Here is a 22136-nt window from a genome sequence, read left to right as displayed (position 1 = left end):
GCTGAATAATCTATCCCGCCTTCTTTGTTTCCAGTCTCTGCGCTTTATCATACGCGTCTATGACCGCGCTTATCACAAGCGAACGCATGCCCCCGCTTTCAAGGCGTAGCAAAGCCTCGGCGGTCGTGCCCCCCGGCGAGGTAACCATGTTTCTTAACTCGGCAGGATGCCTGCACATTTTTTTCATCGCCTCGGCGGAACCGGCGACTGTCTCGATTACAAGCTTCTGCGCCACATCCCTGGTCAAGCCTATGTGAACTCCTGCATCAATGAGTGCTTCCATAAAAAGGAACACATAAGCCGGGCCGCTGCCGCTGACGGCCGTAGCCATGTCCAGATATTTCTCATCCTTAAGAAACATCTCTTCTCCCATCGAAGCCAGTATCAGCCTGGCCATGTCATGTTTCTCCGACGACAGCTCGCCGGATGATGTCCAGACTGTCATACCTTTACCGACCTGGGCCGGCGTATTGGGCATGGCGCGTACCACCGCACTTTGCTTCGAAATCTGTGATATTGTTTCCAGGCTGATGCCGGCTGCAATCGATATGACAAGCTGCGATGCCAGGTGTCCCGATAGCCGGCTCAATACCCCGGCCAGTTCCTGCGGCTTAACAGCCATAATAACTGCATCAACCCCATTTACAGCTTCAGCGTTATTATCAGTCACTGCTACACCATACCTCTTTTTCATCAGCTCCCGCCGATCATGGGAGACATCGCTAACAACGATATCGCCCTTTGACGCCAGCCGGGCGCGCAATATGCACTTGACCAGCGTTCCACCCATGATGCCTCCACCTATGACAGCAACCTTCATGATTCAGCTCCTTTCACCGAATACGGCACGTCCAATCCTTATCATGGTAGCCCCCTCTTCCACAGCCACTATAAAATCGTCCGTCATGCCCATCGACAGTTCCTTGAATCCATAGGCCGAGTTAAGTCTTTTCATTTCTGCGAACAACGGACGGACCTCCTCTGCGTCACTGCAAACCGGCGCAATCGTCATTAGCCCCAGCACATTCACATGAGACAAGGCCGAAATCGAATCGACCGCCAGCTTAAGCTGCTCTCTGGAGAACCCGTATTTTGTCTGCTCACCCGTCAGGTTGACCTCTAAAAGAATGTTGACCGGCCTGGCTGTTTTCTTGTCGAGTATCTTGGCCAGACGTAATGTATCAACGCTGTGTATTATGTCTACCGTATGCAGGACATCACCGACCTTATTACTTTGAAGATGGCCGATGAAATGCAGTGTTATCTGCCTTCTTATATCCTCCAGTTCAGCGTATTTGGCCAGAGCTTCCTGAACCCGGTTCTCCCCGAAATTCCTTAATCCGCAATCAAACCCTGCACGGACCGCCCCCGATGCGAAATTTTTGGTAACCGCAATAAGTTTTATCTCTGTAATATCCCGCCGGCTTTTGCGGCACGCTTCCTCAATATGGCCACGCACTACCCTGATGCGACGTTCAATAGTTTCCTGCAATACCGGCCATCCTATCCCGCTTCAGCACACCGGGCTATTCGTATATTTTCTCGTCGACTGCATGAGCTTCCTGGGCGTCATCCTCAATATCACGCACGCTGACTGCAAGCTTCAGAGTCTCCCTGTAATACTCATGCTGAATTATGAGATTCATTATCTCACTTGTGCCGGTCCAGATTATCGATAGCCGGGCATCCCTCAACATCTTTTCGATGGGATATACATTAGTGTACCCGATACCACCCACAACCTGCATAGCATTATTGATTATCTCCCATGAGGACTCCGTAGCGAAGCGTTTGGCCTCCGATACCAGGCGTCGCGTATAACCGGTGCTGCCCATAGTATCAACAGCCGCTGATGCTCCATAAACCAGCATGCCGGCGGCATCCAGCTTGATAACGCTGTCTGCTATTCTGAAACTCACTCCCTCAAACTCACGTATCTTGCGCCCGAATGCCTTACGCTTGTCGCTGTACCTGGTTGCCAGCTCCAGTGCGGCCCTGGCCAGGCCCACAGCGCCGGCTGCTGAGGTCATCCTCTCAGGTATCATCATCTGATTGAATACATCGGCGCCCCTGTTTAAACCAAGCACCAGATTCTCCTTGGGAACCCTGGTATCCTTAAAGACAAGACGTCCTGCACCTCCGCCCCGCGTTCCCAGCAGGCCGTAGATATACTTGGCATCTACACCCATGTCTCTCTCCACAATGAAGGCGCTGATAGACTTTCCCGGCGCTCCCTCGGTCCTGGCATAAACCAGGAAAATATCCGCCCCATCCGCCCCCACCACGAACCGTTTCTGTCCATTTAAAATGTAATAGTCGCCTTTTTGTACGGCAGTGGTCGTCGCCCCGAAGAAGTCGGAGCCCCCTCTGGGCTCGGTTAATGCCTCCGCGCAGAAAATCTTGCCCTTCAGCAACGGCTCCAGGTATTTCTTTTTTTGCTCATCACTGCCGAATACATCCAGCGCCTCTCCCACGATGCTGACCAGTGAGAAAAGGCAGCCGAGCGACATTCCCAATACACCTATCTCTTCGAGCGCAATGACCTCGTCCACCCAATTTAATCCCCTACCGCCGTAGGCAGGATTAAACCGTAGGCCAAGCAGGTTGTTTTTTGCCAGATTGACCACGTATTCCCGCGGATAGCGTACCTTGTCGGCGTCCATATCCTGCAATAGTTGCTTGGGAACGGATTTCACGAACCTCCGCACTTCCTCCCTTAACGCTTTTTGTTTATCAGTCAACAACGGTTCCAGCATTGTTTCACCCCTTTAAGCTAAATAGAATCAGTGTGTCCGTCCTGCCTGCTATTTAAGCACGATATTAAGCAATTTACCCGGCACGTATATCTTTTTGGCTATACTCTTGCCTGCCGTATAAGCCTTGATGCGTTCCTGGGCAAAGGCCAGCTTGACTGCCTCTTCCTCGCCGATGTCGACCGGCACAGTGAGTTTATCTCTGAGCTTTCCATTGATCTGGACCACCAGGGTGACCTCCTCGTCGGCTGCCAGTTCTTTATCCCAGGCCGGCCACGTCTGTTTATGAATGCTGTAGGGATACCCTAATGCTACCCACAGCTCCTCACACATATGTGGAGTGGAAGGCGCCATCAGTATCAACAACGTCTTTATCGCCAACTTCCATTCTGCCGCGGGGATGCTGCCTGCTTCCAATACCTTGCTCAACGTATTGGTGTATTCCATCAGCGCCGCCAGCATGGTGTTGAAACGGAATCGCTCGATATCGCCCGTGGCCTTTTTAACCGTCTTATGCATAATCCGCAGGCACTCTTTTGAGGATTCAGAATCGACACTCTTCTCCTGGTAATCGGTTGTTACCAGGCTCCATACACGGTTCAACCATCTTCCCATACCCACAATGCCATTGTCGTTCCAATCTCCGCCCTGCTCCCAGGGTCCCACGAACATGAGGTAAACACGGACTGCATCGGCCCCCATTTGAGAGACGTAGTCATCGGGGGTTACTACATTGCCCTTTGATTTACTCATTTTCTCGCCCTGGCTGCCTATAATACCCTGGTTGAAAAGCCGGATGAAAGGCTCATCAAAATCGACGATCCCCATGTCCCTGATGGCCTTCACAAAAAACCTTGAGTACAGCAGGTGCATGGTGGCATGCTCAGCGCCTCCCGTATACAGGTCCACCGGCATCCAGTATTTAAGCTTGTCTTTATCGAAAGGATATGCATCGCAGCCCGGGCTTGTGTAACGCAGGAAATACCATGATGAGCACATGAACGTGTCCATGGTATCAGTCTCACGCCTGGCAGGTGAACCGCATTTTGGACACCTGGTATTGACGAACGACTCGCAGTATTTGAGAGGTGATTCTCCCGTGGGTTTGAACTCCACATCCGGCGGCAATAGCACCGGCAGGTCCTTCTCGGGCACGGGTGTGAGACCGCATTTACTGCAATATACCATGGGTATGGGTGCGCCCCAGTATCTCTGGCGAGATATCAACCAATCTCGCAGACGGTATGTGATGGTCTTACCTCCCCACCCCTTTTCCTCGAGAAAATCACATATTGCGTCGATCATTTCCTGATCGGTCAGACCGTTAAACTGCCCTGAATTAACCATGCGTCCGCCTTCTACGTGAGCTGCAAGCAGGTCGCCGCCGTCCCAGTCCGGCGGCGACACCACGGTCCTGATAGGAATGCCGTATTTCTTGGCGAAATCGAAGTCCCTCTGATCATGCGCCGGTACGCCCATTACTGCGCCCGTGCCATACTGAGGAAGTACATAATCAGCTATCCAGATTGGAACTTTCTCCCCATTTACCCGGTTGATTACGTGGGTGCCCAGAAAGACTCCAGTCTTTTCAGTCTCAGCCGCCGTCCTTTCAAACTCGGTCTGCCGCTGCGCCTTGCGCACATAAGCCTCAACCTCTTCCTTTCTATCGGGTGTGGTCAGCGCCGGCACCAGTGGATGCTCCGGGGCAATAACGAAGAAAGTCACGCCGAAAATAGTATCCGGTCGAGTGGTAAAAACCCTTATCTCTTTATCCTTGACGCCTGGCTGGTCGAGCCCGAACGATATATCGGCGCCGTAACTCTTACCGATCCAGTTGGTCTGCATGATACGTATTCTTTCCGGCCAGTCAATGCCTTTGAAATCAAGTAGCTCATCGGCATATTTAGTGATGCGGAAAAACCACTGTTCGAGCTGTTTCTTTTCCACAACACTCTCGCAACGCCAGCACAATCCATCCCCCACTACCTGTTCATTGGCCAGCACGGTCTGGCAGCGCGGGCACCAGTTCACAGCCGCCTTTCCACGATAGGCCAGTCCCGCTTCGTAAAGCTTGAGGAAAAACCACTGAGTCCATTTGTAATACTCAGGCTGGCAGGTTATGACCTCCCGGTTCCAATCATAGATAGCCCCGATAGTACGTAGCTGGCGCCGCATATTCTCGACGTTTTTCATGGTCCAGTCGGCCGGGTTAATGCCGGTAGCTATAGCTTTGTTCTCCGCCGGAAGGCCGAAGGCATCAAAGCCCATGGGATGCATAACATTGAATCCCTGCATCATCTTGCATCTTGCATACACATCGGAAGGAGCCATGGCATACCAGTGACCGATATGCAAATCACCCGATGTATAGGGGAACATGGTCAGAGCATAAAACTTGGGCCTCGGATCATTCTCTTTTACTTCATATAAACGGTCGCGGTCCCATCTATCCTGCCATTTCTTCTCGATTTCTTGTGGATTATAGCGGCTCGCAGCTTTCATAATAGACAGAATTTTAGCCCCTATGCCTTCGATCGTCAATATAATATAGGGACACAGCTTTAGCTGCGACTTACACGACATCCGTTAACATTTGAACCATCTCCCAGAGTGTTTAGTGCCGTCTCTATGAAAAATTGATATCATGAATCAGGGAAACATAAAGATATGCAGCGAGAGACATTCGAAGAACTGGTTGCCGAGGCTGTATCGGGCCTGCCTGAGGAATTCAGGGGGCTGTTAGATAACGTAGAGATCTTTGTCGAGGACTGGCCGAGCAAAGAGCAACTGAGAAACGTTGGCCTCAGAGACAGGCATGAACTTCTCGGTTTATATGAAGGAACCCCAATTACACATCGCGATCAGAGCTATAATCTGGTGCTGCCCGACAGGATAACCGTCTTTCAAAAGCCTCTGGAAGCTCAATGCAGGTCGACAGCCGAAATCAAGCGTGAGATTATCAGGACGGTTAAACATGAAATAGCCCATTACTTTGGAATGGACGAGGATCGCCTGGATTTGATTGAAAACAGAGGCGGCAACTAATTAGTATTGATTTACACTTGATTTTAGAGTAGAGTATTATCAGATTGTATATGGTAAATCTATTGGAGGCTATATATTGATGAGAAGGATGCTAATATCGTTACCGATAGCCCTGCTGATATTATCGGCTGTTTTCCTGCCATATAGCGTGAGCGCGTACAGTCATTCGTTTACAGATATGGGTGTTAGCATCAATAGCGCGGTGCACACCGGTCCCTCCGGAGCTACCACACCATCCGTAGTGGCGGATGATGCTTCGGACCTTCCCGAAGGCCTGACTTTGACCAAAGGGGTTCCTTTTATCTCGCCAGCCGAGGTCGAACAGGGCAAAATAGTCACCATAAAAGTCAAGGCAACCAACGACAGTCCCTTCGATATAACCTATCCTCTGACAGTCAAGATAAACGGTACTGCGGTAGGCAGCGCCAAACAGCTATCACTGGGGCCCGCCGAAAGCGAGGATATCGTATTTACCGTCACCGCCCAGACTGCCGGCAATAATGACGTAACAGTGGGAAACCAGCAGGGTTTCTTTACGGTTAAGGCAGGATCATTTTTAGATATGTTCCCGTGGTACCTCTGGGCATTTTTCGGCATCGTTTTGGGTGTGATAATTCTGCTGATCGTAATGGTAGTACTCAAACCGTCCCGCAAAGGCAAGGCAGGTGCCCAGGCAGCTCCCGGCCAGAAACCGGTGAAAGGCAAAGGCAAGGCAGGCCAGCCCGGTGGTCCCGAGGCATTCCCGTTCCCCGGCCAGATGCAGAGGCCGGGTATGCCGGGTATGCAAGGTATGCCCGAAGGTATGCAAATGGGTATGCAGGGACAAGGCCAACCAGGAGCACCCTTTGATATGTCCGCGCCGGGCATGCCACCCGGTGGCCAGCAGCCGGGACAACCGCTCCCGGCAATGGGAATGCAATCCCCATTCCAGTCTCAACCAGGGATGCAGCAACAATTGCCCCCTCAAGCGCAGCCGGGCATGGGACCCTCATCCCCACAGGGAATGCATGCTCCTTCCATGCAGGGACCGCAATTCCCTCAGGCACCGCAATTCCCGCAGGGGCCACAATTCCCGCAAGCACCACATATGCAGCAGCCCGGACAACAGTTTACGGGGCAACCGCTGGCGCAGGGTATGCCACCGGGCATGCCACCACAGCCGGGCCACGGAATGCCGCCCGGTATGCCTCAACAACCGGGACATGGTATGCCTCCTCCGATTTCCGGGGCTCCGCTCGGGCAGCCAGGTATGCCTTTCGGGTCGCAACCACCTGCCCCACCTGTGCCACATATGCCATCTCAGCCCGGACCGGGCATGCCGCAGACACCGCACACGACAGGACAATCCCCTATGCCGGCCATGGGTCCTCATGGTATGTATCCTCCCATGCAGCACGGGGCTCAGCAGGCAGCGCCCTTCCAGCAAATGGGCATGCCCAAGTTCACAGTGAGTAACCTCACCATCACACCAAACCATGTAAAAGTCGGCGAGCCTGTGAATGTCAGCATAATAGTTTCCAATAATGGAGCCCAGATGGGGAAATATAGCGTTGTACTGCGTATCGGCGGAGTGGTTGAGAACATCACCGATATGACTTTAACACCGGGAGCCGGCCAGACAGCCGGCTTCGTTGTAGTCAAGGACGCGCCGGGCGATTACTATGCCGATATCGACGGATTGGGAGGATTCTTCACGGTTATCCCCCTGACACCTCCCTCATTCACCGTGAGCAATTTCTCCATCTCGCCAGAACGCGTGCGTCAGGGGCAACCCGTCATAATTACTGCATCGGTCACCAATACGGGAGAAATAACTGGCAGCCACCCGCTCATCCTGCGGATAAAGGGTATAGCCGAAGCGCAACACGACGTGACGTTAGCGCCCGGCAAGACGCAGGATGTGGAATTCCAGATCGTCAAGGATACTCCGGGTTTCTACCCGGTGTCGATGGAGAACTGGACCGGCAAATTCGTAGTTGAAATGGATTGGACCGGCTGATACAAATCCGGCGATTCCTTCAGTCAGATTCGGAAGCGATTTTCACCAGCTGGCTCATATCGTCGAGATAATCGATATACAGCACACCGTTCAGGTGATCCACCTCGTGTTGTATGGCTTGCGCTAAAAGGTCGGAGGCCTTTCTGCGTATCAGTTTGCCACTGCGCCCCTTCGCTTTAACCTTAACGGCCTCTGCCCTGCATATCTCAGCCTGGTATCCCGGTATACTCAGGCATCCTTCAACAACCGTGCGCGACCCTGTGGTCTCGACAATCTCAGGATTAATCAATACAAGTAATTCTTCTTCCGGGACCTGTATGACCACGATACGCAATGGTACACCCACCTGATTTGCGGCCAGGCCAACTCCGGATGATTTCCGCAATGTCTCGATCATGTTATCGATAAGCTTGCGTACCGAATCATCTATGCTGGTGACCTTCACGGCTTTTTTCCGTAAAACAGGGTCGGGATTAGTGCGAATCTTAAGCACTGCCATGATAAATAATTAAAGCATACCCACAGGGTCAACGTCCAAAATCCAGCCCTCCGGTAAATCGACGTCCCGCAACAGATCATGCAGTTCATGTCCCAATAAAATGATTTGCACCTGGAATTTGCCCCGGAGTTTCATTACGTAAGCCGGGGCCGGCCCGATTATTTTGATTCCGGTCAGCCCTTTTTCAGCTATCGTCTGGCTTAATAAACCGGCCCTGCGCTCCGCTTCTTTAAAGCATTTGCTTTCGTTGGAGTGGCTGAAAACCATCCTTGCTATGCTGTTAAAGGGCGGATAACCGAATTCTCGTCTGTAGCGGATTTCACTGTTATAAAAACCGGCATAATCATGCCTTGCTGCGAACTTCACTGCATAGTAGTCCGGGTTATAGGTCTGAACTATAGCTCTACCCCTGAAGATACCACGGCCAGCCCGGCCTTCTACCTGGCAGAGCAGTTGAAAGGTCCTCTCCCCTGACCTGAAGTCGGGCAAATTCAGATTTGTGTCCGCGCTCACGATTCCGACCAATGAAACGCCGGGAAAGTCCAGCCCTTTAGCCAGCATCTGCGTCCCAACCAAAATATCGATACTCCGGCTACGGAAGGAGTTTACTACCTCCTGAAAAGCTGCCGTACCCGTGACAGCATCGCTATCAAAACGAATTACACCGGCGCCGGGGAAAAGCTTGCGGCATTCCGCCTCCACAGATTCGGTGCCGATTCCAAAATACTTGATCTCCCTACCGGAGCACCGGGGACATTTGCGTGGGACAGGATACGATCGCCGGCAGCGGTGGCAAATGAGGCGTTTCTCCGCGTAATGGTAGGTCAGAGCGCCCGAACAGCGCCTGCAGTTCATAACATATCCGCAATCCCGGCATGCAATGAAAGTGGCCCGGCCTCTACGATTAATAAATAGAATGATCTGCTCATGACGGTTAAGGGATTCTGTCATAGCTGCTTGCAGGGCGCGGCTGAAAATGCCATGGTTGCCGCTTTTAAGCTCATGCCTCATGTCTACTATGTCCACCTCAGGTAGTGGTGATATGCCCAGAGGCGTTATCCTCTCCGACAACTCAACAAGTTCAAATTCTGATCGTGTAGCGCGATAATAGGTCTCCACATCAGGTGTGGCGCTGCCCATTATCAGCACCGAGTCGGTCAGGCGTGCCAACTGGATAGCCACTTCACGGGCATGATAACGCGGCGACTTCTCGGACTGTTTATAAGCCCACTCGTGCTCCTCATCCACAATGATAAGGCCCAGGTTCGGCTGAGGAGCGAATATGGCACTGCGCGGTCCGATAACTATATCGAAATCGCCGCGGGCAATGCGATGCCATTCATCGTACAATTCGCCTGCCGTGAGTGCGCTATGCATCACGGCAACCCTGCCCGGGAACCTGGCAAAGAAACGGTCGATCACCTGGGGTGTCAAAGATATCTCCGGTACCAGACATATGCCTTTCCTTCCCAATTTAACCACGTCGGCCAGGGCCTGAAGATAAAGTTCGGTCTTGCCGCTTCCGGTCACACCATGCAACAGAAATACGGCTGTTGCAGCCTTACCACCGTCCGCCTGTATACTGTCCCTGATGGGATTCCAGGCCGTCTGCTGGCCATCGGTAAACTGCAGAGGAAATTCGAGCGGATGATCGGTCCTGGTTATAGGATCACGAAACACTTCCTCACTGACCTCTCGTATCAACCGTCTCGATTGCAAAGCCGTTATCACCTCTCGACCACCCCCGACTTTTTTCAGAGCCAGGACGGACTGCATTTTGCCGCCTGCAGCGTGCAACATCTCTAAAACGCCTGCCTGTTTAATAGCCCGTGCTCTTTTCAGTTTCTCCAAAATTGGGGACAGCTCTTCACCTGCGACATCTAATATAAGGAATCTTTGATGCTTGGGATTTACCTGCCTTTTGCTGTTGAATCCAGGAGGCAGCATGAGAGCAAGGGCGCTGAACACGGGAGCTACGTAGTAGTCGGCAATCCAGGATGCCAGGCTGATACGTTCGGAGCTGATCAGCGGAAGGGGTGAGCTGCAGCTGATAATATCACGTGTCTCGGTAACTGTGGATGTTTCCGAAAGCCCGATAACTATGCCGCGTACAACTCTCGGTCCGAACGGCACGAGCACCGCACAGCCGGGCTCTATTCGAAGCGTTGGAGGAATGGAATAGGTGAACGTATGTCGGTGGCCGCCGGCTGCGCCGACGGCTACCTCAGCAAATCGCATCCAGCTTATTCGGCTTCGCTTGCGGGAGCCTCAGGCACGGGGGCAGTCAACATATCTTCAACCGGGGTCGGCGAGGTCGCCTCCGAGATCCTTTCACGCCTTTCCTTGAGCCTGGCTTCCTTGGTGCTCAGCCGTCTGATGTAGTACAGCTTGCTGCGCCTGACTTTTCCATGGCGCACGACTTCGATCTTGTCCAGCAGTGGAGAAGCCAGTGGAAATGTATGTTCAACACCTATACCCGATGTCACCCTGCGGACTGTAAAATTACCTCCGGAATTGTGCCTGGTAACTTTAATAATCAGCCCCGGGAATGTCTGCAGCCTCTCGCGGCTGGCCTCCTTGACTTTGAAGCTCACGCGAACGTTATCGCCGGGAGACAGCTTGGGCAGCCCCGGCTTGACCTTATTCTTTCCTATGGTATTGATATCCATGATCGATTCCTTTCCTTTATTTAAGACTATTAATTATTATTCAAATCTGCTGATTTTACCAGATTCATCTCGATATCTGTCAATTTCGCTTTGCCCAAGAGGTCAGGACGCCTGTGAGCCGTCCGAAGGATGCTCTGTCTTCTCCTCCAGTCAGCGATCTCCTTATGATTCCCCGAAAGAAGGACATCAGGCACCTTCCATCCCCGGAAGTCAGGTGGCCTCGTGTACTGCGGATACTCCAGCAATCCGTCTACATGTGATTCTTCCACCAGGGACATTTCTGATCCAATGGCCCCCGGCAATAACCTGACCAGGCAATCGGTTACAACCATGGCAGCGGGTTCACCCCCGCTCAGCAGGTAATCCCCTATACTGATCTCCTCAGTGACGAGGTGCTCGGCTACTCTCTCATCCACCCCCTCATAGTGCCCGCATACCATTATTATATTGTTGTATGCGGCATACCTGCCCGCCATCTCCTGTGTAAACAGCTTGCCCTGGGGCGTGAGCAGTATAACAGGATATTCGCCTTCACCTATATCATTGCGAAGCCGTTCCACGGCTTCAAACAGGGGATCCGGCTTCATCACCATGCCGGCGCCGCCCCCATAACAATAGTCATCCACTGTATGGTGCCTGTCATGGGTGAAAGATCTGATATTATGCAGGCGTATGTCGACAAGCTGACTTTCCAGGGCACGGCCGATAATGCTGTGCGCCAGATAACCTGAAAAGGCTTCGGGGAACAGCGTTAATATATCGATTCTCAACATTAATCCTCAAGTACTATAGCCTGAAAAGGCACGTAATTCTACCATAACTCATTCGTACTACCAAACCTGCGGACAAGCTGAACATCCGGTGCGAATAATAGAACACATGATCTAATAAACTATATATTGTGTGACCCTGCTGCCTTTTGCCACAATTTGTGTGTTTTACCTGAGTGACCCGATAGCCGGCCTGCATATTCCTACCTTTTTTAAAAACTTTTCCCTAAAAAGCTATTGACAAGTGGGGATAAAAGTGTCAATAATGGGACATAGTGGTAAAAAGTGGTAAAAAAGGGGAAACGACATGGTAATGAATAGTCAGTGTGTGAACATGACGGACCACGATCTGATCTCTTTTTTAAGGGAAAACGATTTTACGGGACATCGCCTGCGCTTGTTGCTTTTCTGGGGCAGACATCCACAGGCAAAGTTTAACCTTGACTGCATTGCGCACGTGCTTGACATCACACACCACCATCTTCGCGAGATGCTGAGAGAGCTGATTGAAAAGGGGATGGTGGAGGAAAGGTATTGCTCCAGCGGTATAGCTCACTACTCGTTGAATCCCGAACACGTGCTGAGCGACTACGTACAGGAACTGGCCACGCTGGACTGGAGCGCTATTAGAAATCTTGAAGGAGAAGTCGAGAGGGCAGCTCTCCTGGTATAACCGGGTTTGCAGGTAAAAAAGTAATGTTTGTTGGCGAATACGAATACAAGGTTGATAACAAGGGACGTCTTCCTCTGCCCCCCAGGTTTCGCAGAGAGATCGAAGACGGCCTGGTTCTAACTTTGGTGGCGGATAATTGCATCACCGCCTACACCCGGGCTGACTGGAACAAGATGACTGCAAATCAGGCCCCGGCCAGTTTCCTCGTTTCCGATAAGGAAAGAAGGATCAACCGCTTCATTTTCAGCAACGCCAATGAGGTTAATATCGATAACCAGGGAAGGATAGCCCTGCCCTCTTCTCTGCGGGAAAGGTGCTCGATATCGGACGCAGCTGTAATACTGGGCACCAACAATTGCTTCGAGATCTGGAACCCTGGCCAGTGGCAAAAAGAACGCCCGTCCTCTGACGATGCACGCCAGTTGATGGAGATCCTGGAGGAAAGGAAATGAGCATCGCATTAGCTAACAGGGTTCATACACCGGTTCTCGCGGATGAGGTTGTGGAAGCGCTGGATGTCAGGCCGGGCAGGCGATATATAGACTGTACCCTGGGAGGCGGAGGACATTCCCTCGCCATCCTGTCCGGATGCCAGCCCGGAGGCCAGTTACTCGGCATAGACGCCGATCCCGAAGCGATCAACCTGGCTCAACATAACCTCTACGATTTCTTTGAAAGCTCCATTATCATCAACGACAACTTCTACAATCTTGAGAACATTTGCCGTGAGACCGGCTTTTTCGCTGCCAGCGGCATACTCTTCGACCTCGGGCTATCATCGCTTCAACTCGCCAGCGCGGAGCGCGGCTTCAGCTTCCAGCTAAATGGACCCCTGGATATGAGGTTCAATCCTGATGAGCAGCTTACCGCAGCAGATATCGTCAATAAGCTCCCCGAAGCCAAGCTGGCCCAGCTTATACTCATCTACGGCGAAGAACCCCTGGCAAACAGAATTGCTAAAAACATCGTCGACCATCGGCCGATCTCAGATACGGCAGACCTTGCCGCAACGGTCTCCGAAGCAATAGGTGACCGCTTGAGCAAGATACATCCAGCCACCAGAACCTTCCAGGCTTTGCGTATAGCGGTCAACAGGGAACTCGACCACCTGACTACCGCACTGGACCAGAGCCTTACCTGCCTGGAAAGAGGTGGCAGGCTGGCCGTCATCAGCTACCACTCCCTTGAAGACCGTATTGTTAAAAACTTTATGCTGCGTGAGACCAGGGGCTGCATCTGTCCACCCACCGTACCCCAATGCCGCTGCCAGCATAAACCATCTCTGGCACTTGTCAGCAAACATCCCGTTTATCCCGGCGATGAGGAGATCGAAAGAAACCCGCGTAGTCGGAGCGCAAAACTCCGCGTGGCGGTTAAGCTATAAAAAATACAGGAGGCAAAGAAAATGATAGGAGCTAAAAGACTCAATTCCATCCTGAACAACGACCGGAAGCTTTTAACCATCTTCGGGGGTATGGTCTTCGATGGCGTCGTTTTCATCAGCCTGATAATAGCAATCGCCATCCTCTACTTCATGTAGTAACTATTCGAATATTAAAAACACATTAAATCAAAGGAGGCTCGGATTAATGACCAAAAAACTTATTACCGGCATCGATGTGGGTACAACCAAGATCTGCACCATTGTTGCTACCCTTGATTCAGGGGGTGCTCTACAGGTGCTCGGTGTCGGACAGGTACCATCCCACGGCCTTCACAAAGGCATGGTGGTCAATGTCGAGGAGGCCAGGGACTCCGTAGCCGAGTCGGTCAAACGCGCTGAACAGGCCAGCGGTGTCAAGATCGAATCGGCGTACATCGGCGTCACAGGCCGGCACATCAGCTCGGTCAACAGCCACGGTGTGGTTGCCATACCGCGCACCGACAGGTTGGTTAGGTCGGACGATCTGTCACGCGTGCTGTCTGCGGCCAAGAACATGAACATACCGGACGACAGAAAGATCCTGCACCAGATACCCCGCGGCTATAGCCTGGATACCCAGGAGAAGATCAAGAACCCCGTAGGCATGCATGGATTCCGTCTGGATGTTGAAACGCACATAATAACCGCGTCTACAGCATCCGTACAGAATTTGGTTAAATGCGTGCGCAGCGTGGGAGTCGAGATCGATGACCTGGTGCTCGAGCCGCTGGCCAGCGGTGAGTCCGTTCTCACCCCCGAAGAGAAAGAGATCGGCGTTATTATGGCCGATATCGGAGGCGGTACAACGGACATCGCTGTATTCAAGGACGGCAGCATCTATCACACGTCCATTATCCCGGTGGCAGGTTACCAGTTCACCAGCGACCTCTCTATCGGCCTGGGGCTGCCCTTCGAGATCGCAGAAGCGATGAAGAAGAAGTACGGCAACGTTTACCCCGAGACCGGCTCCAAAGATGAGGGGTCCACTCTGACGGTGGAAGACGGACACAGCGTTTCCTACAAGGACCTCAGCAATATTTTGAGGGACCGCATGGAAGAGCTGCTCAGGTTGATACTGTTGGAGATGCCAGACACCAGCTACGCCTCCCTTGCTCCTGCAGGCCTGGTAATGACCGGCGGCGGATCCAAGATGAACGGACTTGAAGCTCTGGCCCGCGCTACCATACGCATCCCCACCAGGATCGGCGAACCAATGGGTGTCTACGGTATCACCGATGTGCTGCATGACCCGGCCAACGCCACCGGCGTAGGTTTGCTGCTCTGGGCTATTAAGACTGGCGGCAAACCTACCTGGGAAGCGAAGCCCAAACAGGCAGGCTCGGTGAACAACGTCATGGGTATGCTCAAGAAATTCTTCGGCGCATAAATAAAATTTAGGTAAATTGCAGGAGGTTAATTAAAGAATGTCAAAATCAATGTTCTCGACCGCACCGGCCAAGATAAAGGCCATTGGCTGCGGGGGCGGCGGATCCAATGCCATCACCCGCATGGTCCGCGAAGGCATCAAGGGCGTGGAATTCATTTGCATGAACACCGATGCCCAGGCCCTCGCGCTGGCTGAAGTACCTGTCCGCGTCCAGCTTGGCGAAAAACTGACCCGCGGCCTCGGCGCCGGCGGCGACCATAACGTCGGACGCAAATCAGCCGAGGAAAGCCGCCAGGCCATCCAGGAAGTGGTGGCGGGCGCTGACATGGTATTCATCACAGCAGGTATGGGTGGTGGCACCGGCACCGGCAGCATACCTGTGGTAGCTGAAACAGCCAGGTCTTCAGGCGCACTAACAATTGCCATCGTCACCAAGCCTTTCTCATTCGAAGGCGGACGACGCATGAAGGTAGCCGAGGAAGGCATCCTTCAGCTGTGCGACAAGGTTGACACGCTGGTCATTATACCCAACGATCGTATAATCGAACTCTGCGACAACAAGACCACCGTGGACAACGCTTTCAGACTGGCAGACGATGTGCTGCGCCTTGGCGTGCAGGCCATCGCCGAAGTGGTGACCGTACCCGGCCTGATCAATCTGGACTTTGCAGATATACGAGCCATCATGAAGAACTCCGGTCCCGCCTGGATGTCGGTCGGACATGGCAAGGGCACAAACAGGGCCGTAGAGGCCGCTAAGAACGCCCTGGCAAGTCCGATGCTCGATGTATCCATCAGCGGCGCCAAGGGCGTGCTCTTCAACGTCACCGGCGGCAGCAACCTCACCCTCTTCGAGTGCAACGAAGCGGCGGACGTTATTGCACAGTCAGTCGATCCCGATGCCAACATCATTTTCGGTGTCGTCTTCAATCCCCAGATGGAGGACGATGTCCAGATCACTATCATAGCAACAGGCTTTACCGCGCAATATGGTTCAGGCGTACCCACCGAGGTCGAATTGCGCAGACTGCTGAGAGGAGCAACCGAAGACAGCCTTGATGTACCTTCATTCCTGAGGAGAGGCTCGCGTTATCCCAATGCGCAGGCGGCTGCCCCCCAACCGGCAGGCATCAACAGGATGCAGCGCTGACCTTTATAAAAGAACCATAAGGCCATTTGAACAGGGCGGAGAAAATTCTCCGCCCTGTTCTATTTATGTCTCCTAAACCATTGACTCTTACTATATGTTGTGTTAGTATCCATTACAACCACATGTTATAGTGTTGATAGATGAAGTGCCCTTCTTGCGGTGAGCCGGAATCCAAGGTAATAGACTCCAGGAGTCTGGGGGATGAAATCAGGCGGCGGCGCGAATGCATCGTTTGCCAGTCCCGTTTTACTACCTACGAAAGACTGCAGAATAGAAGCCTGTATGTAATAAAAAAGGACGGCCGCCGCGAGGAGTTCGACCGTGAGAAGCTTTTTTCAGGGATGCGCAAAGCCTGCGAGAAACGTCCCATGCCCACCGGTACTATCGAGAAGCTGGTGGAGACGATTGAGGCGGAGCTTTACAGCCTTGGCAGGACGGAGATACCCAGTTCCCTCATAGGAAAGATTGCTATCACCAAGTTATCTGAGCTGGATCACATAGCTTACATTCGCTTCGCCAGCGTTTACTACGAGTTCTCAGATATCACGACTCTCAAGCAGGCAGTGGACACACTTATTGAGAGCAAGCTTGGCGCTCCACTGGACGGCCAGCTGCCTCTCATTAACAAAGATGATCTGTCCAGGCAGCGGCGGCGATCGAGGCTGAAACAGCGTAATGGTAAATAAACAGATCAGGAATCAGCTTCCGGATTCCGTCAGGAATTTTGTGGCCAGGACGGTTTTTACCTATACCCAGACCATGGGCATCACCGATAGGTCTGAGCTCGAGGATCTGACAGAACAAGTAATTTCGAGGTTGGAGAAAAGAATGTCTATGGATGAACAGACTACGTCCAAAAGGATCGAACCTGCCCTGCCGGGCATGGAACATCTGGTTGCGCCCATTGTACCACCACTGCCACAAAAGGAACGCATCGTCACTATAGTGAACGAATTGCTGGCCGAGAAGGCCAGCGCCAGGCCGCCGGCCGAGAAACAAGCTGCGGAACCACCTGCTCAGGCCAGTGCCGCTACACCGGTGCGGCCCGCACGCGCCAACAGGTTCACCCCCGCTGAACTGAAACTATCAGAGAATGCCATGGTGGTGCTGGAGAAACGATATCTGCAAAAAGACAGCCAGGGCAATCCCTCTGAGAAAGCCGAGGATCTTTTCAGAAGGGTTAGCCAACACATAGCTTCGGCTGAACTGGTGTTCGACATAAATATCGATGTAGGCGAATGGGAAGATAAGTTTTATCGCCTGATGACTTCACTGGATTTTCTACCCAATTCACCTACCCTCATGAATGCCGGCCGTGAGTTGGGGCAGCTGTCCGCCTGCTTTGTCCTTCCCATCGAAGATTCCATGGAATCAATCTTTGACGCCGTCAAATATACGGCTCTGATTCATAAAAGCGGGGGAGGCACGGGGTTCTCCTTCTCCCGCCTCAGGCCCAAACAGGATCGAGTAGGATCCACCGGAGGTGTAGCCAGTGGGCCCGTATCATTCATGCGCGCTTTCGATACCGCCACAGATGTGATCAAACAGGGCGGCATGAGACGGGGCGCAAATATGGGTATCCTCAACGTGGACCATCCTGACATACTGGAGTTCATCACCTCCAAGGAGGATCCTAAAGCCTTCACCAACTTCAATATCTCCGTGGCGGTAACTGATAATTTCATGCAGTCAGTAGAAGACGATGGGGACTATAGCCTGATCAACCCTAATACCGGTGCGGTGGAAGGGAGGCTGAATGCACGGCAGGTCTTTACCAAGATAGTGGATATGGCCTGGAAGACCGGGGATCCCGGCATCATTTATATCGATAGAATCAACGATTTTAACTCAACACCCAACCTGGGCAAGATAGAGAGCACCAATCCCTGCGGTGAGCAACCCCTGCTCCCATATGAGTCGTGTAACCTGGGCTCCATCAACCTGTCCCACATGCTGCGCAGAGCAAACGGCAAATATGAAATCGATTACAACAAGCTGCGGGAGACAATTAAACTGGCCGTGCGTTTCCTGGACGATGTGATAGAGGTCAACCAGTATCCACTACCCCAGATATCTGACATGACACGCAGAACCCGTAAAATCGGCCTGGGCGTTATGGGCTTCGCCGATATGCTGATTCAGCTACGTGTCCCCTATAATTCGGATAAAGCTCTGGAGATAGCGGAGACGATCATGCGTTTTATCTCCGAGGAGGCCACGGTCGAGTCTGTCTCGCTGGGGACATCACGCGGCGTCTTCCCCGCCTTTAAAGGAAGCACCTACGACAGCAAGGGCGGTCCAGCGGTCAGGAACGCAAACAGGACCACAATAGCCCCTACAGGTACACTCAGCATCATTGCCGGATGCTCCAGCGGTATTGAGCCACTTTTCGCACTCAGCTACTTCCGGCATATACTGGACAACCAGAAGCTCATAGAGATCAATCCCTATTTTGAAGATGTTGCCAGAAAAGAGGGATTTTATTCGCCCGAACTGATGAAAAAACTGGCTGAGGGCGGCAGCCTGTATGATGTGAAGGAAGTTCCAGGCTGGGCGAAAGAAGTATTTGTTACTTCTCATGAAATTTCACCCGAATGGCACGTTAAGATTCAAGCGGCTTTCCAGAAATACACGGACAGCGCCGTCTCCAAAACGGTCAATCTTCCATTTGAGGCTACCGTTGAGGATGTCCAGAAAGTATATATATCCGCCTACAAATCCGGCCTCAAAGGCATAACCATCTACAGGGATAGAAGCCGGGACAGTCAGGTCCTCAATACAGGCCAGAAGGACAGCGCCAAACCTAAGGAAGCGGAAGGCGAGGCCAGGCCGGCGCCCCGGCAAAGGCCAAAGATCACCAGGGGCATTACCGAGCGTGTTACGACCGGTTGCGGCTATATTTATGTAACCGTCAACTTCGATGATAAAGGGATCTGCGAGGTGTTCTCCAGCCTGGGAAAAGCCGGCGGCTGTGCCTCCGCTCAGCTTGAGGCTACCAGCAGGTTGATATCACTGATATTACGATCGGGCATAGAGGTGGGCTCGGTGATCAAGCAGCTTAGGACTATCAGATGCCCCTCTGTATCCTGGGAGAACGGCCGCGCCATCCTGTCCTGCGCGGATGCGATCGGCAGCGTACTTGAGAAATATGTAAAAAAAGAGGATGATAGTACATCGAATTATGAAATGAGCCAGCAGGCCAATTATATCGGCCAGTGCCCGGATTGCAGCAGCCAGTTAGTGTACCAGGAAGGTTGCCATATCTGCCCAAGTTGCGGCTATACTAAATGCGGATGATATAACCTGACAGGACTCGTGAGGTGGGTGATGTATGGATACCACTGAGAACCGCTATTCCCTTGCTTATAAACAGATAGCGAAGGTTGCCAACGACACATTGCCCCTTAAAAAGCTGATCAGCACCATTGCTGCCAGCGCTGCCAAGGGGCTACATGCATCCGGCTGTGCAATTATGCTGCTTAATCCGCGCAGGGAATACCTCGATATAATAGGCGCCTGGGGATTAAGCGACCTCTACCTGCGTAAGGGCGCCATCAATGCCCGTAAAAGCTACCCCGATATACTCGATGGCAAGATCGTTGCCGTAGATGATATTTTTACTGATAGGCGAACTCAATACCCGGAGCAGGCCGCCCGTGAGCAGATAAAATCTCTCCTGGGAGCGCCCATAGTCCAGCGCGGCGAGGTGATTGGTGAAATAAGGATATACACACGGGAGAAACGGCGCTTCAAACCAAACGAGAAGGATTTCATCTCAACTGTGGCCAATTTAGTCGCCCTGACACTGGAGAAAATCGAGCTTGCTCAGGACCTCAACAACCGCCACCAGTCCAATATCGAGCGGCAGAAAAGACTGACTAGTTTTTCCGACCTCCCTCTTTCACCCATCAGGCCCATTAATTTCGGGCATCCCAGTGAAGAGGAATTCGCACGGCTGTTGGATTTTTATCAGGTGGAGTGGTTATACGAACCGCGTTCTTTCCCTCTTTCATCTCAGGACAACCGGATCACCGAGATGTTCACCCCCGATTTCTACCTGCCTGAAATCGATTTATATATCGAACTCACCACCTCCAAGCAGAGCCTTATAACGGAGAAGAACCGCAAGGTACGCCACTTGAAGGAGCTTTATCCCGATATCAGCATCAAGCTGCTCAATAAGGGTGACTATTTAAAATTGTTTGCCAGACATGGGTTCATTCCATTGGGCGAAAATAAAATGAAGGGCGTACAGCGCTATCTGTTCAATAAAACCCAGATTCAGCGCCGGGTCAAATTGCTGGCCAAGCAAATATCAAAGGATTATCAGGGAGAGGAACTTGTCCTCATCGGCATCCTGAAGGGTGTTGTCTGTTTTATGTCCGATCTCATGCTCAATATGTCCATCCCGGTAACCCTGGACTTCATGGCTATATCCACACCGGCCGATAAGGCCGACCTTTCCGTAAGAATATTGAAGGACCTGGACACTGATATCGAGAACAGGCATGTTCTGATGGTGGAGGATATCGTGGATACGGGTATGACCCTGAATTATGTGCTCAACAGCCTGTCCGCCCGAAAACCGGCCAGCCTGAAGGTCTGTACCCTCCTGGATAAACGGGTTCGCCGGTTGATAGATGTACACCTGGATTACGTAGGTTTCGAAGTTCCGGACGAGTTCGTAGTTGGATATGGTTTAGATATGGGCGGCAAATACCGCAACCTGCCCTCTATCGCAATACTGGAATAGCAAAAAATAAAACGCCCCAAGTAACCTCGTTATCCCGGTTCCTCATCCACCCCCTCTCACCGGCCAGCCTTCGCTTACCATGTGTTAGGGCCTCTGCCTCCCCGTTCCAACTTTGATTACTTGGGACGTTAATAAAATTAGCACATAACCGCATACATGTCAATACCCTGCTTGAACGTAGTTAATAAATTTTTAAAATTTTTTTTACCATGTTAATTTTACCCATTCTACAGCATATGTAGTTGCATCAAAGCATCTGCGATGTCCTGTCCGCAGAAGAGTGAAATGATACCTCCCATGGCTAAAAACACGCCGAACCGCATGGGTTGGTTGAGCTTTTTCATCTTGAACGCCACCAGCAGGGCAGCAGTCAATCCTCCCGCCAGAATGGCAATGTATAGGGCTACTAATATCACGGGGTAACCAACTGACGCACCAATCAATCCTGCCATACCTGCATCACCAAAGCCTATCAGTTTTTTCTTGAATAATTTAGGCACAGCCCAGATCAGGAAAAAGGCTCCAAATCCCGTGGCAAGTCCGGCCAATGCGCTTACTATACCCGGTGTGGTACCCGTAATAGGCTTGAGCGCTGCAAAGCCGAGAGCCACTGCAATACCTGGGTAAACGACGACATGCGGTAGCATTTCCTGTTCCATGTCTGTTATAAAAAGTATTACAAGAAATGATCCCAGGACAGCTGTCTGCAACGCCTGCCAGGATATGCCATACATGGTGAATGCATATACAAAGAATAGACCGCTGAATAACTCGACCAGCAACGAACGTATCGGGATTGACTGTCTGCAATAGCGACATTTCCCCTTCAATATCAGGTAACTCAATACAGGAAAGAGATCCACAGGTTTTAATATATGATTACATTTTGAACAGTGCGATGGCGGGCTTAAAATGGACTGGCTGGCAGGAACCCTGTCTGCAACTACATTTAGAAAACTTCCAATGCTGATGCCAAACAGAAAAATAATTAATGAAATAACTATTTCCAATTTAA

General features: G+C 51.9%; 19 protein-coding genes and 1 pseudogene. 11 read left to right on the top strand and 9 right to left on the bottom strand.

All coding sequences use genetic code 11. The features are described from left to right. Positions 1 to 10 precede the first annotated feature (10 nt). The 4 genes from proC to leuS are packed head-to-tail and all read right to left on the bottom strand — an operon-like array spanning position 11 to position 5255. Positions 11 to 820: a pyrroline-5-carboxylate reductase gene (gene proC, locus WC359_02100; GenBank protein MFA5399222.1), complete on the bottom strand. Its 810-nt coding sequence runs from the start codon at positions 818 to 820 to the stop codon at positions 11 to 13. A 3-nt stretch (positions 821 to 823) separates the two neighbouring features. Beyond that, the gene (locus WC359_02095; protein MFA5399221.1) at positions 824 to 1492 is read right to left on the bottom strand and encodes a YggS family pyridoxal phosphate-dependent enzyme; all 669 of its coding nucleotides are present in this window, start codon (positions 1490 to 1492) and stop codon (positions 824 to 826) included. 34 nt (positions 1493 to 1526) lie between these two features. Next, positions 1527 to 2756, bottom strand: a complete 1230-nt coding sequence (locus tag WC359_02090) for an acyl-CoA dehydrogenase family protein (protein ID MFA5399220.1) — start codon at positions 2754 to 2756, stop codon at positions 1527 to 1529. Positions 2757 to 2804: 48 nt separating this feature from the next. Next, positions 2805 to 5255, bottom strand: a complete 2451-nt coding sequence (gene leuS, locus WC359_02085) for a leucine--tRNA ligase (protein MFA5399219.1) — start codon at positions 5253 to 5255, stop codon at positions 2805 to 2807. A 165-nt stretch (positions 5256 to 5420) separates the two neighbouring features. Here leuS and WC359_02080 point away from each other — a divergent pair, with 165 nt between their 5' ends. Continuing rightward, positions 5421 to 5798 carry a metallopeptidase family protein gene (locus tag WC359_02080; GenBank protein MFA5399218.1) on the top strand — a complete coding sequence of 126 codons (378 nt, stop codon included), beginning with the start codon at positions 5421 to 5423 and terminating at the stop codon, positions 5796 to 5798. Between the two features lie 79 nt (positions 5799 to 5877). Continuing rightward, positions 5878 to 7797 carry a hypothetical protein gene (locus WC359_02075; GenBank protein MFA5399217.1) on the top strand — a complete coding sequence of 640 codons (1920 nt, stop codon included), beginning with the start codon at positions 5878 to 5880 and terminating at the stop codon, positions 7795 to 7797. A 19-nt stretch (positions 7798 to 7816) separates the two neighbouring features. Here the strand turns inward: WC359_02075 and def are convergent, their stop codons facing one another. From def to trmD, 4 genes and pseudogenes are all read right to left on the bottom strand, one after another. Beyond that, the gene (gene def / locus WC359_02070; GenBank protein ID MFA5399216.1) at positions 7817 to 8296 is read right to left on the bottom strand and encodes a peptide deformylase; all 480 of its coding nucleotides are present in this window, start codon (positions 8294 to 8296) and stop codon (positions 7817 to 7819) included. A gap of 9 nt (positions 8297 to 8305) precedes the next feature. Next, positions 8306 to 10534, bottom strand: a complete 2229-nt coding sequence (gene priA / locus WC359_02065) for a primosomal protein N' (protein ID MFA5399215.1) — start codon at positions 10532 to 10534, stop codon at positions 8306 to 8308. Positions 10535 to 10629: 95 nt separating this feature from the next. Continuing rightward, positions 10630 to 10965: pseudogene (gene rplS / locus WC359_02060) on the bottom strand (50S ribosomal protein L19). Between the two features lie 29 nt (positions 10966 to 10994). Continuing rightward, on the bottom strand, positions 10995 to 11735 hold the full coding sequence (gene trmD, locus WC359_02055) for a tRNA (guanosine(37)-N1)-methyltransferase TrmD (GenBank protein ID MFA5399214.1): 741 nt from the start codon (positions 11733 to 11735) through the stop codon (positions 10995 to 10997). A 307-nt stretch (positions 11736 to 12042) separates the two neighbouring features. Here trmD and WC359_02050 point away from each other — a divergent pair, with 307 nt between their 5' ends. The 9 genes from WC359_02050 to hpt all read left to right on the top strand — a co-directional run bounded on the left by WC359_02050 (position 12043) and on the right by hpt (position 21121). Beyond that, positions 12043 to 12408, top strand: coding sequence for a hypothetical protein (locus WC359_02050; GenBank protein MFA5399213.1), 366 nt, complete (start codon positions 12043 to 12045; stop codon positions 12406 to 12408). 23 nt (positions 12409 to 12431) lie between these two features. Beyond that, on the top strand, positions 12432 to 12860 hold the full coding sequence (gene mraZ, locus WC359_02045) for a division/cell wall cluster transcriptional repressor MraZ (protein MFA5399212.1): 429 nt from the start codon (positions 12432 to 12434) through the stop codon (positions 12858 to 12860). Beyond that, positions 12857 to 13792, top strand: a complete 936-nt coding sequence (gene rsmH, locus WC359_02040; GenBank protein MFA5399211.1) for a 16S rRNA (cytosine(1402)-N(4))-methyltransferase RsmH — start codon at positions 12857 to 12859, stop codon at positions 13790 to 13792. Before mraZ ends, rsmH begins: the two co-directional genes overlap by 4 nt. Positions 13793 to 13813: 21 nt before the next feature. Then, positions 13814 to 13948 (top strand): hypothetical protein, encoded by a 135-nt coding sequence (locus tag WC359_02035; GenBank protein ID MFA5399210.1) that lies wholly within the window; start codon positions 13814 to 13816, stop codon positions 13946 to 13948. Positions 13949 to 13997: 49 nt separating this feature from the next. Next, entirely contained in the window at positions 13998 to 15218 is a 1221-nt protein-coding gene (gene ftsA, locus WC359_02030; GenBank protein ID MFA5399209.1) for a cell division protein FtsA, read from the top strand. A gap of 37 nt (positions 15219 to 15255) precedes the next feature. Beyond that, a complete protein-coding gene (gene ftsZ, locus WC359_02025; GenBank protein MFA5399208.1) occupies positions 15256 to 16368 on the top strand; it encodes a cell division protein FtsZ in 1113 nt (370 codons plus the stop codon). Positions 16369 to 16508: 140 nt separating this feature from the next. After that, positions 16509 to 17054 carry a transcriptional regulator NrdR gene (nrdR, locus tag WC359_02020; GenBank protein ID MFA5399207.1) on the top strand — a complete coding sequence of 182 codons (546 nt, stop codon included), beginning with the start codon at positions 16509 to 16511 and terminating at the stop codon, positions 17052 to 17054. 391 nt (positions 17055 to 17445) lie between these two features. Next, on the top strand, positions 17446 to 19665 hold the full coding sequence (locus WC359_02015; GenBank protein MFA5399206.1) for a vitamin B12-dependent ribonucleotide reductase: 2220 nt from the start codon (positions 17446 to 17448) through the stop codon (positions 19663 to 19665). Positions 19666 to 19699: 34 nt separating this feature from the next. Beyond that, on the top strand, positions 19700 to 21121 hold the full coding sequence (gene hpt, locus WC359_02010; protein ID MFA5399205.1) for a hypoxanthine phosphoribosyltransferase: 1422 nt from the start codon (positions 19700 to 19702) through the stop codon (positions 21119 to 21121). 227 nt (positions 21122 to 21348) lie between these two features. Here the strand turns inward: hpt and WC359_02005 are convergent, their stop codons facing one another. Continuing rightward, positions 21349 to 22131: a prepilin peptidase gene (locus WC359_02005; GenBank protein ID MFA5399204.1), complete on the bottom strand. Its 783-nt coding sequence runs from the start codon at positions 22129 to 22131 to the stop codon at positions 21349 to 21351. Between the last annotated feature and the right edge of the window lie 5 nt (positions 22132 to 22136).

It is taken from the genome of Dehalococcoidia bacterium (assembly GCA_041653995.1).
Lineage (GTDB): Bacteria > Chloroflexota > Dehalococcoidia > GIF9 > UBA5629 > CAIMUM01.
This window is presented reverse-complemented; position numbering and strand designations above follow the sequence as displayed.

Bases quoted from the DNA above. Each gene is read 5' to 3' on its own strand.
- proC (MFA5399222.1), bottom strand. From the start codon at position 820: ATGAAGGTTGCTGTCATAGGTGGAGGCATCATGGGTGGAACGCTGGTC.
- WC359_02090 (MFA5399220.1), bottom strand. From the start codon at position 2,756: ATGCTGGAACCGTTGTTGACTGATAAACAAAAAGCGTTAAGGGAGGAA.
- leuS (MFA5399219.1), bottom strand. From the start codon at position 5,255: ATGAAAGCTGCGAGCCGCTATAATCCACAAGAAATCGAGAAGAAATGG.
- WC359_02080 (MFA5399218.1), top strand. From the start codon at position 5,421: ATGCAGCGAGAGACATTCGAAGAACTGGTTGCCGAGGCTGTATCGGGC.
- WC359_02075 (MFA5399217.1), top strand. From the start codon at position 5,878: ATGAGAAGGATGCTAATATCGTTACCGATAGCCCTGCTGATATTATCG.
- def (MFA5399216.1), bottom strand. From the start codon at position 8,296: ATGGCAGTGCTTAAGATTCGCACTAATCCCGACCCTGTTTTACGGAAA.
- priA (MFA5399215.1), bottom strand. From the start codon at position 10,534: ATGCGATTTGCTGAGGTAGCCGTCGGCGCAGCCGGCGGCCACCGACAT.
- WC359_02050 (MFA5399213.1), top strand. From the start codon at position 12,043: ATGGTAATGAATAGTCAGTGTGTGAACATGACGGACCACGATCTGATC.
- mraZ (MFA5399212.1), top strand. From the start codon at position 12,432: ATGTTTGTTGGCGAATACGAATACAAGGTTGATAACAAGGGACGTCTT.
- rsmH (MFA5399211.1), top strand. From the start codon at position 12,857: ATGAGCATCGCATTAGCTAACAGGGTTCATACACCGGTTCTCGCGGAT.
- WC359_02035 (MFA5399210.1), top strand. From the start codon at position 13,814: ATGATAGGAGCTAAAAGACTCAATTCCATCCTGAACAACGACCGGAAG.
- ftsA (MFA5399209.1), top strand. From the start codon at position 13,998: ATGACCAAAAAACTTATTACCGGCATCGATGTGGGTACAACCAAGATC.
- ftsZ (MFA5399208.1), top strand. From the start codon at position 15,256: ATGTCAAAATCAATGTTCTCGACCGCACCGGCCAAGATAAAGGCCATT.
- nrdR (MFA5399207.1), top strand. From the start codon at position 16,509: ATGAAGTGCCCTTCTTGCGGTGAGCCGGAATCCAAGGTAATAGACTCC.
- hpt (MFA5399205.1), top strand. From the start codon at position 19,700: ATGGATACCACTGAGAACCGCTATTCCCTTGCTTATAAACAGATAGCG.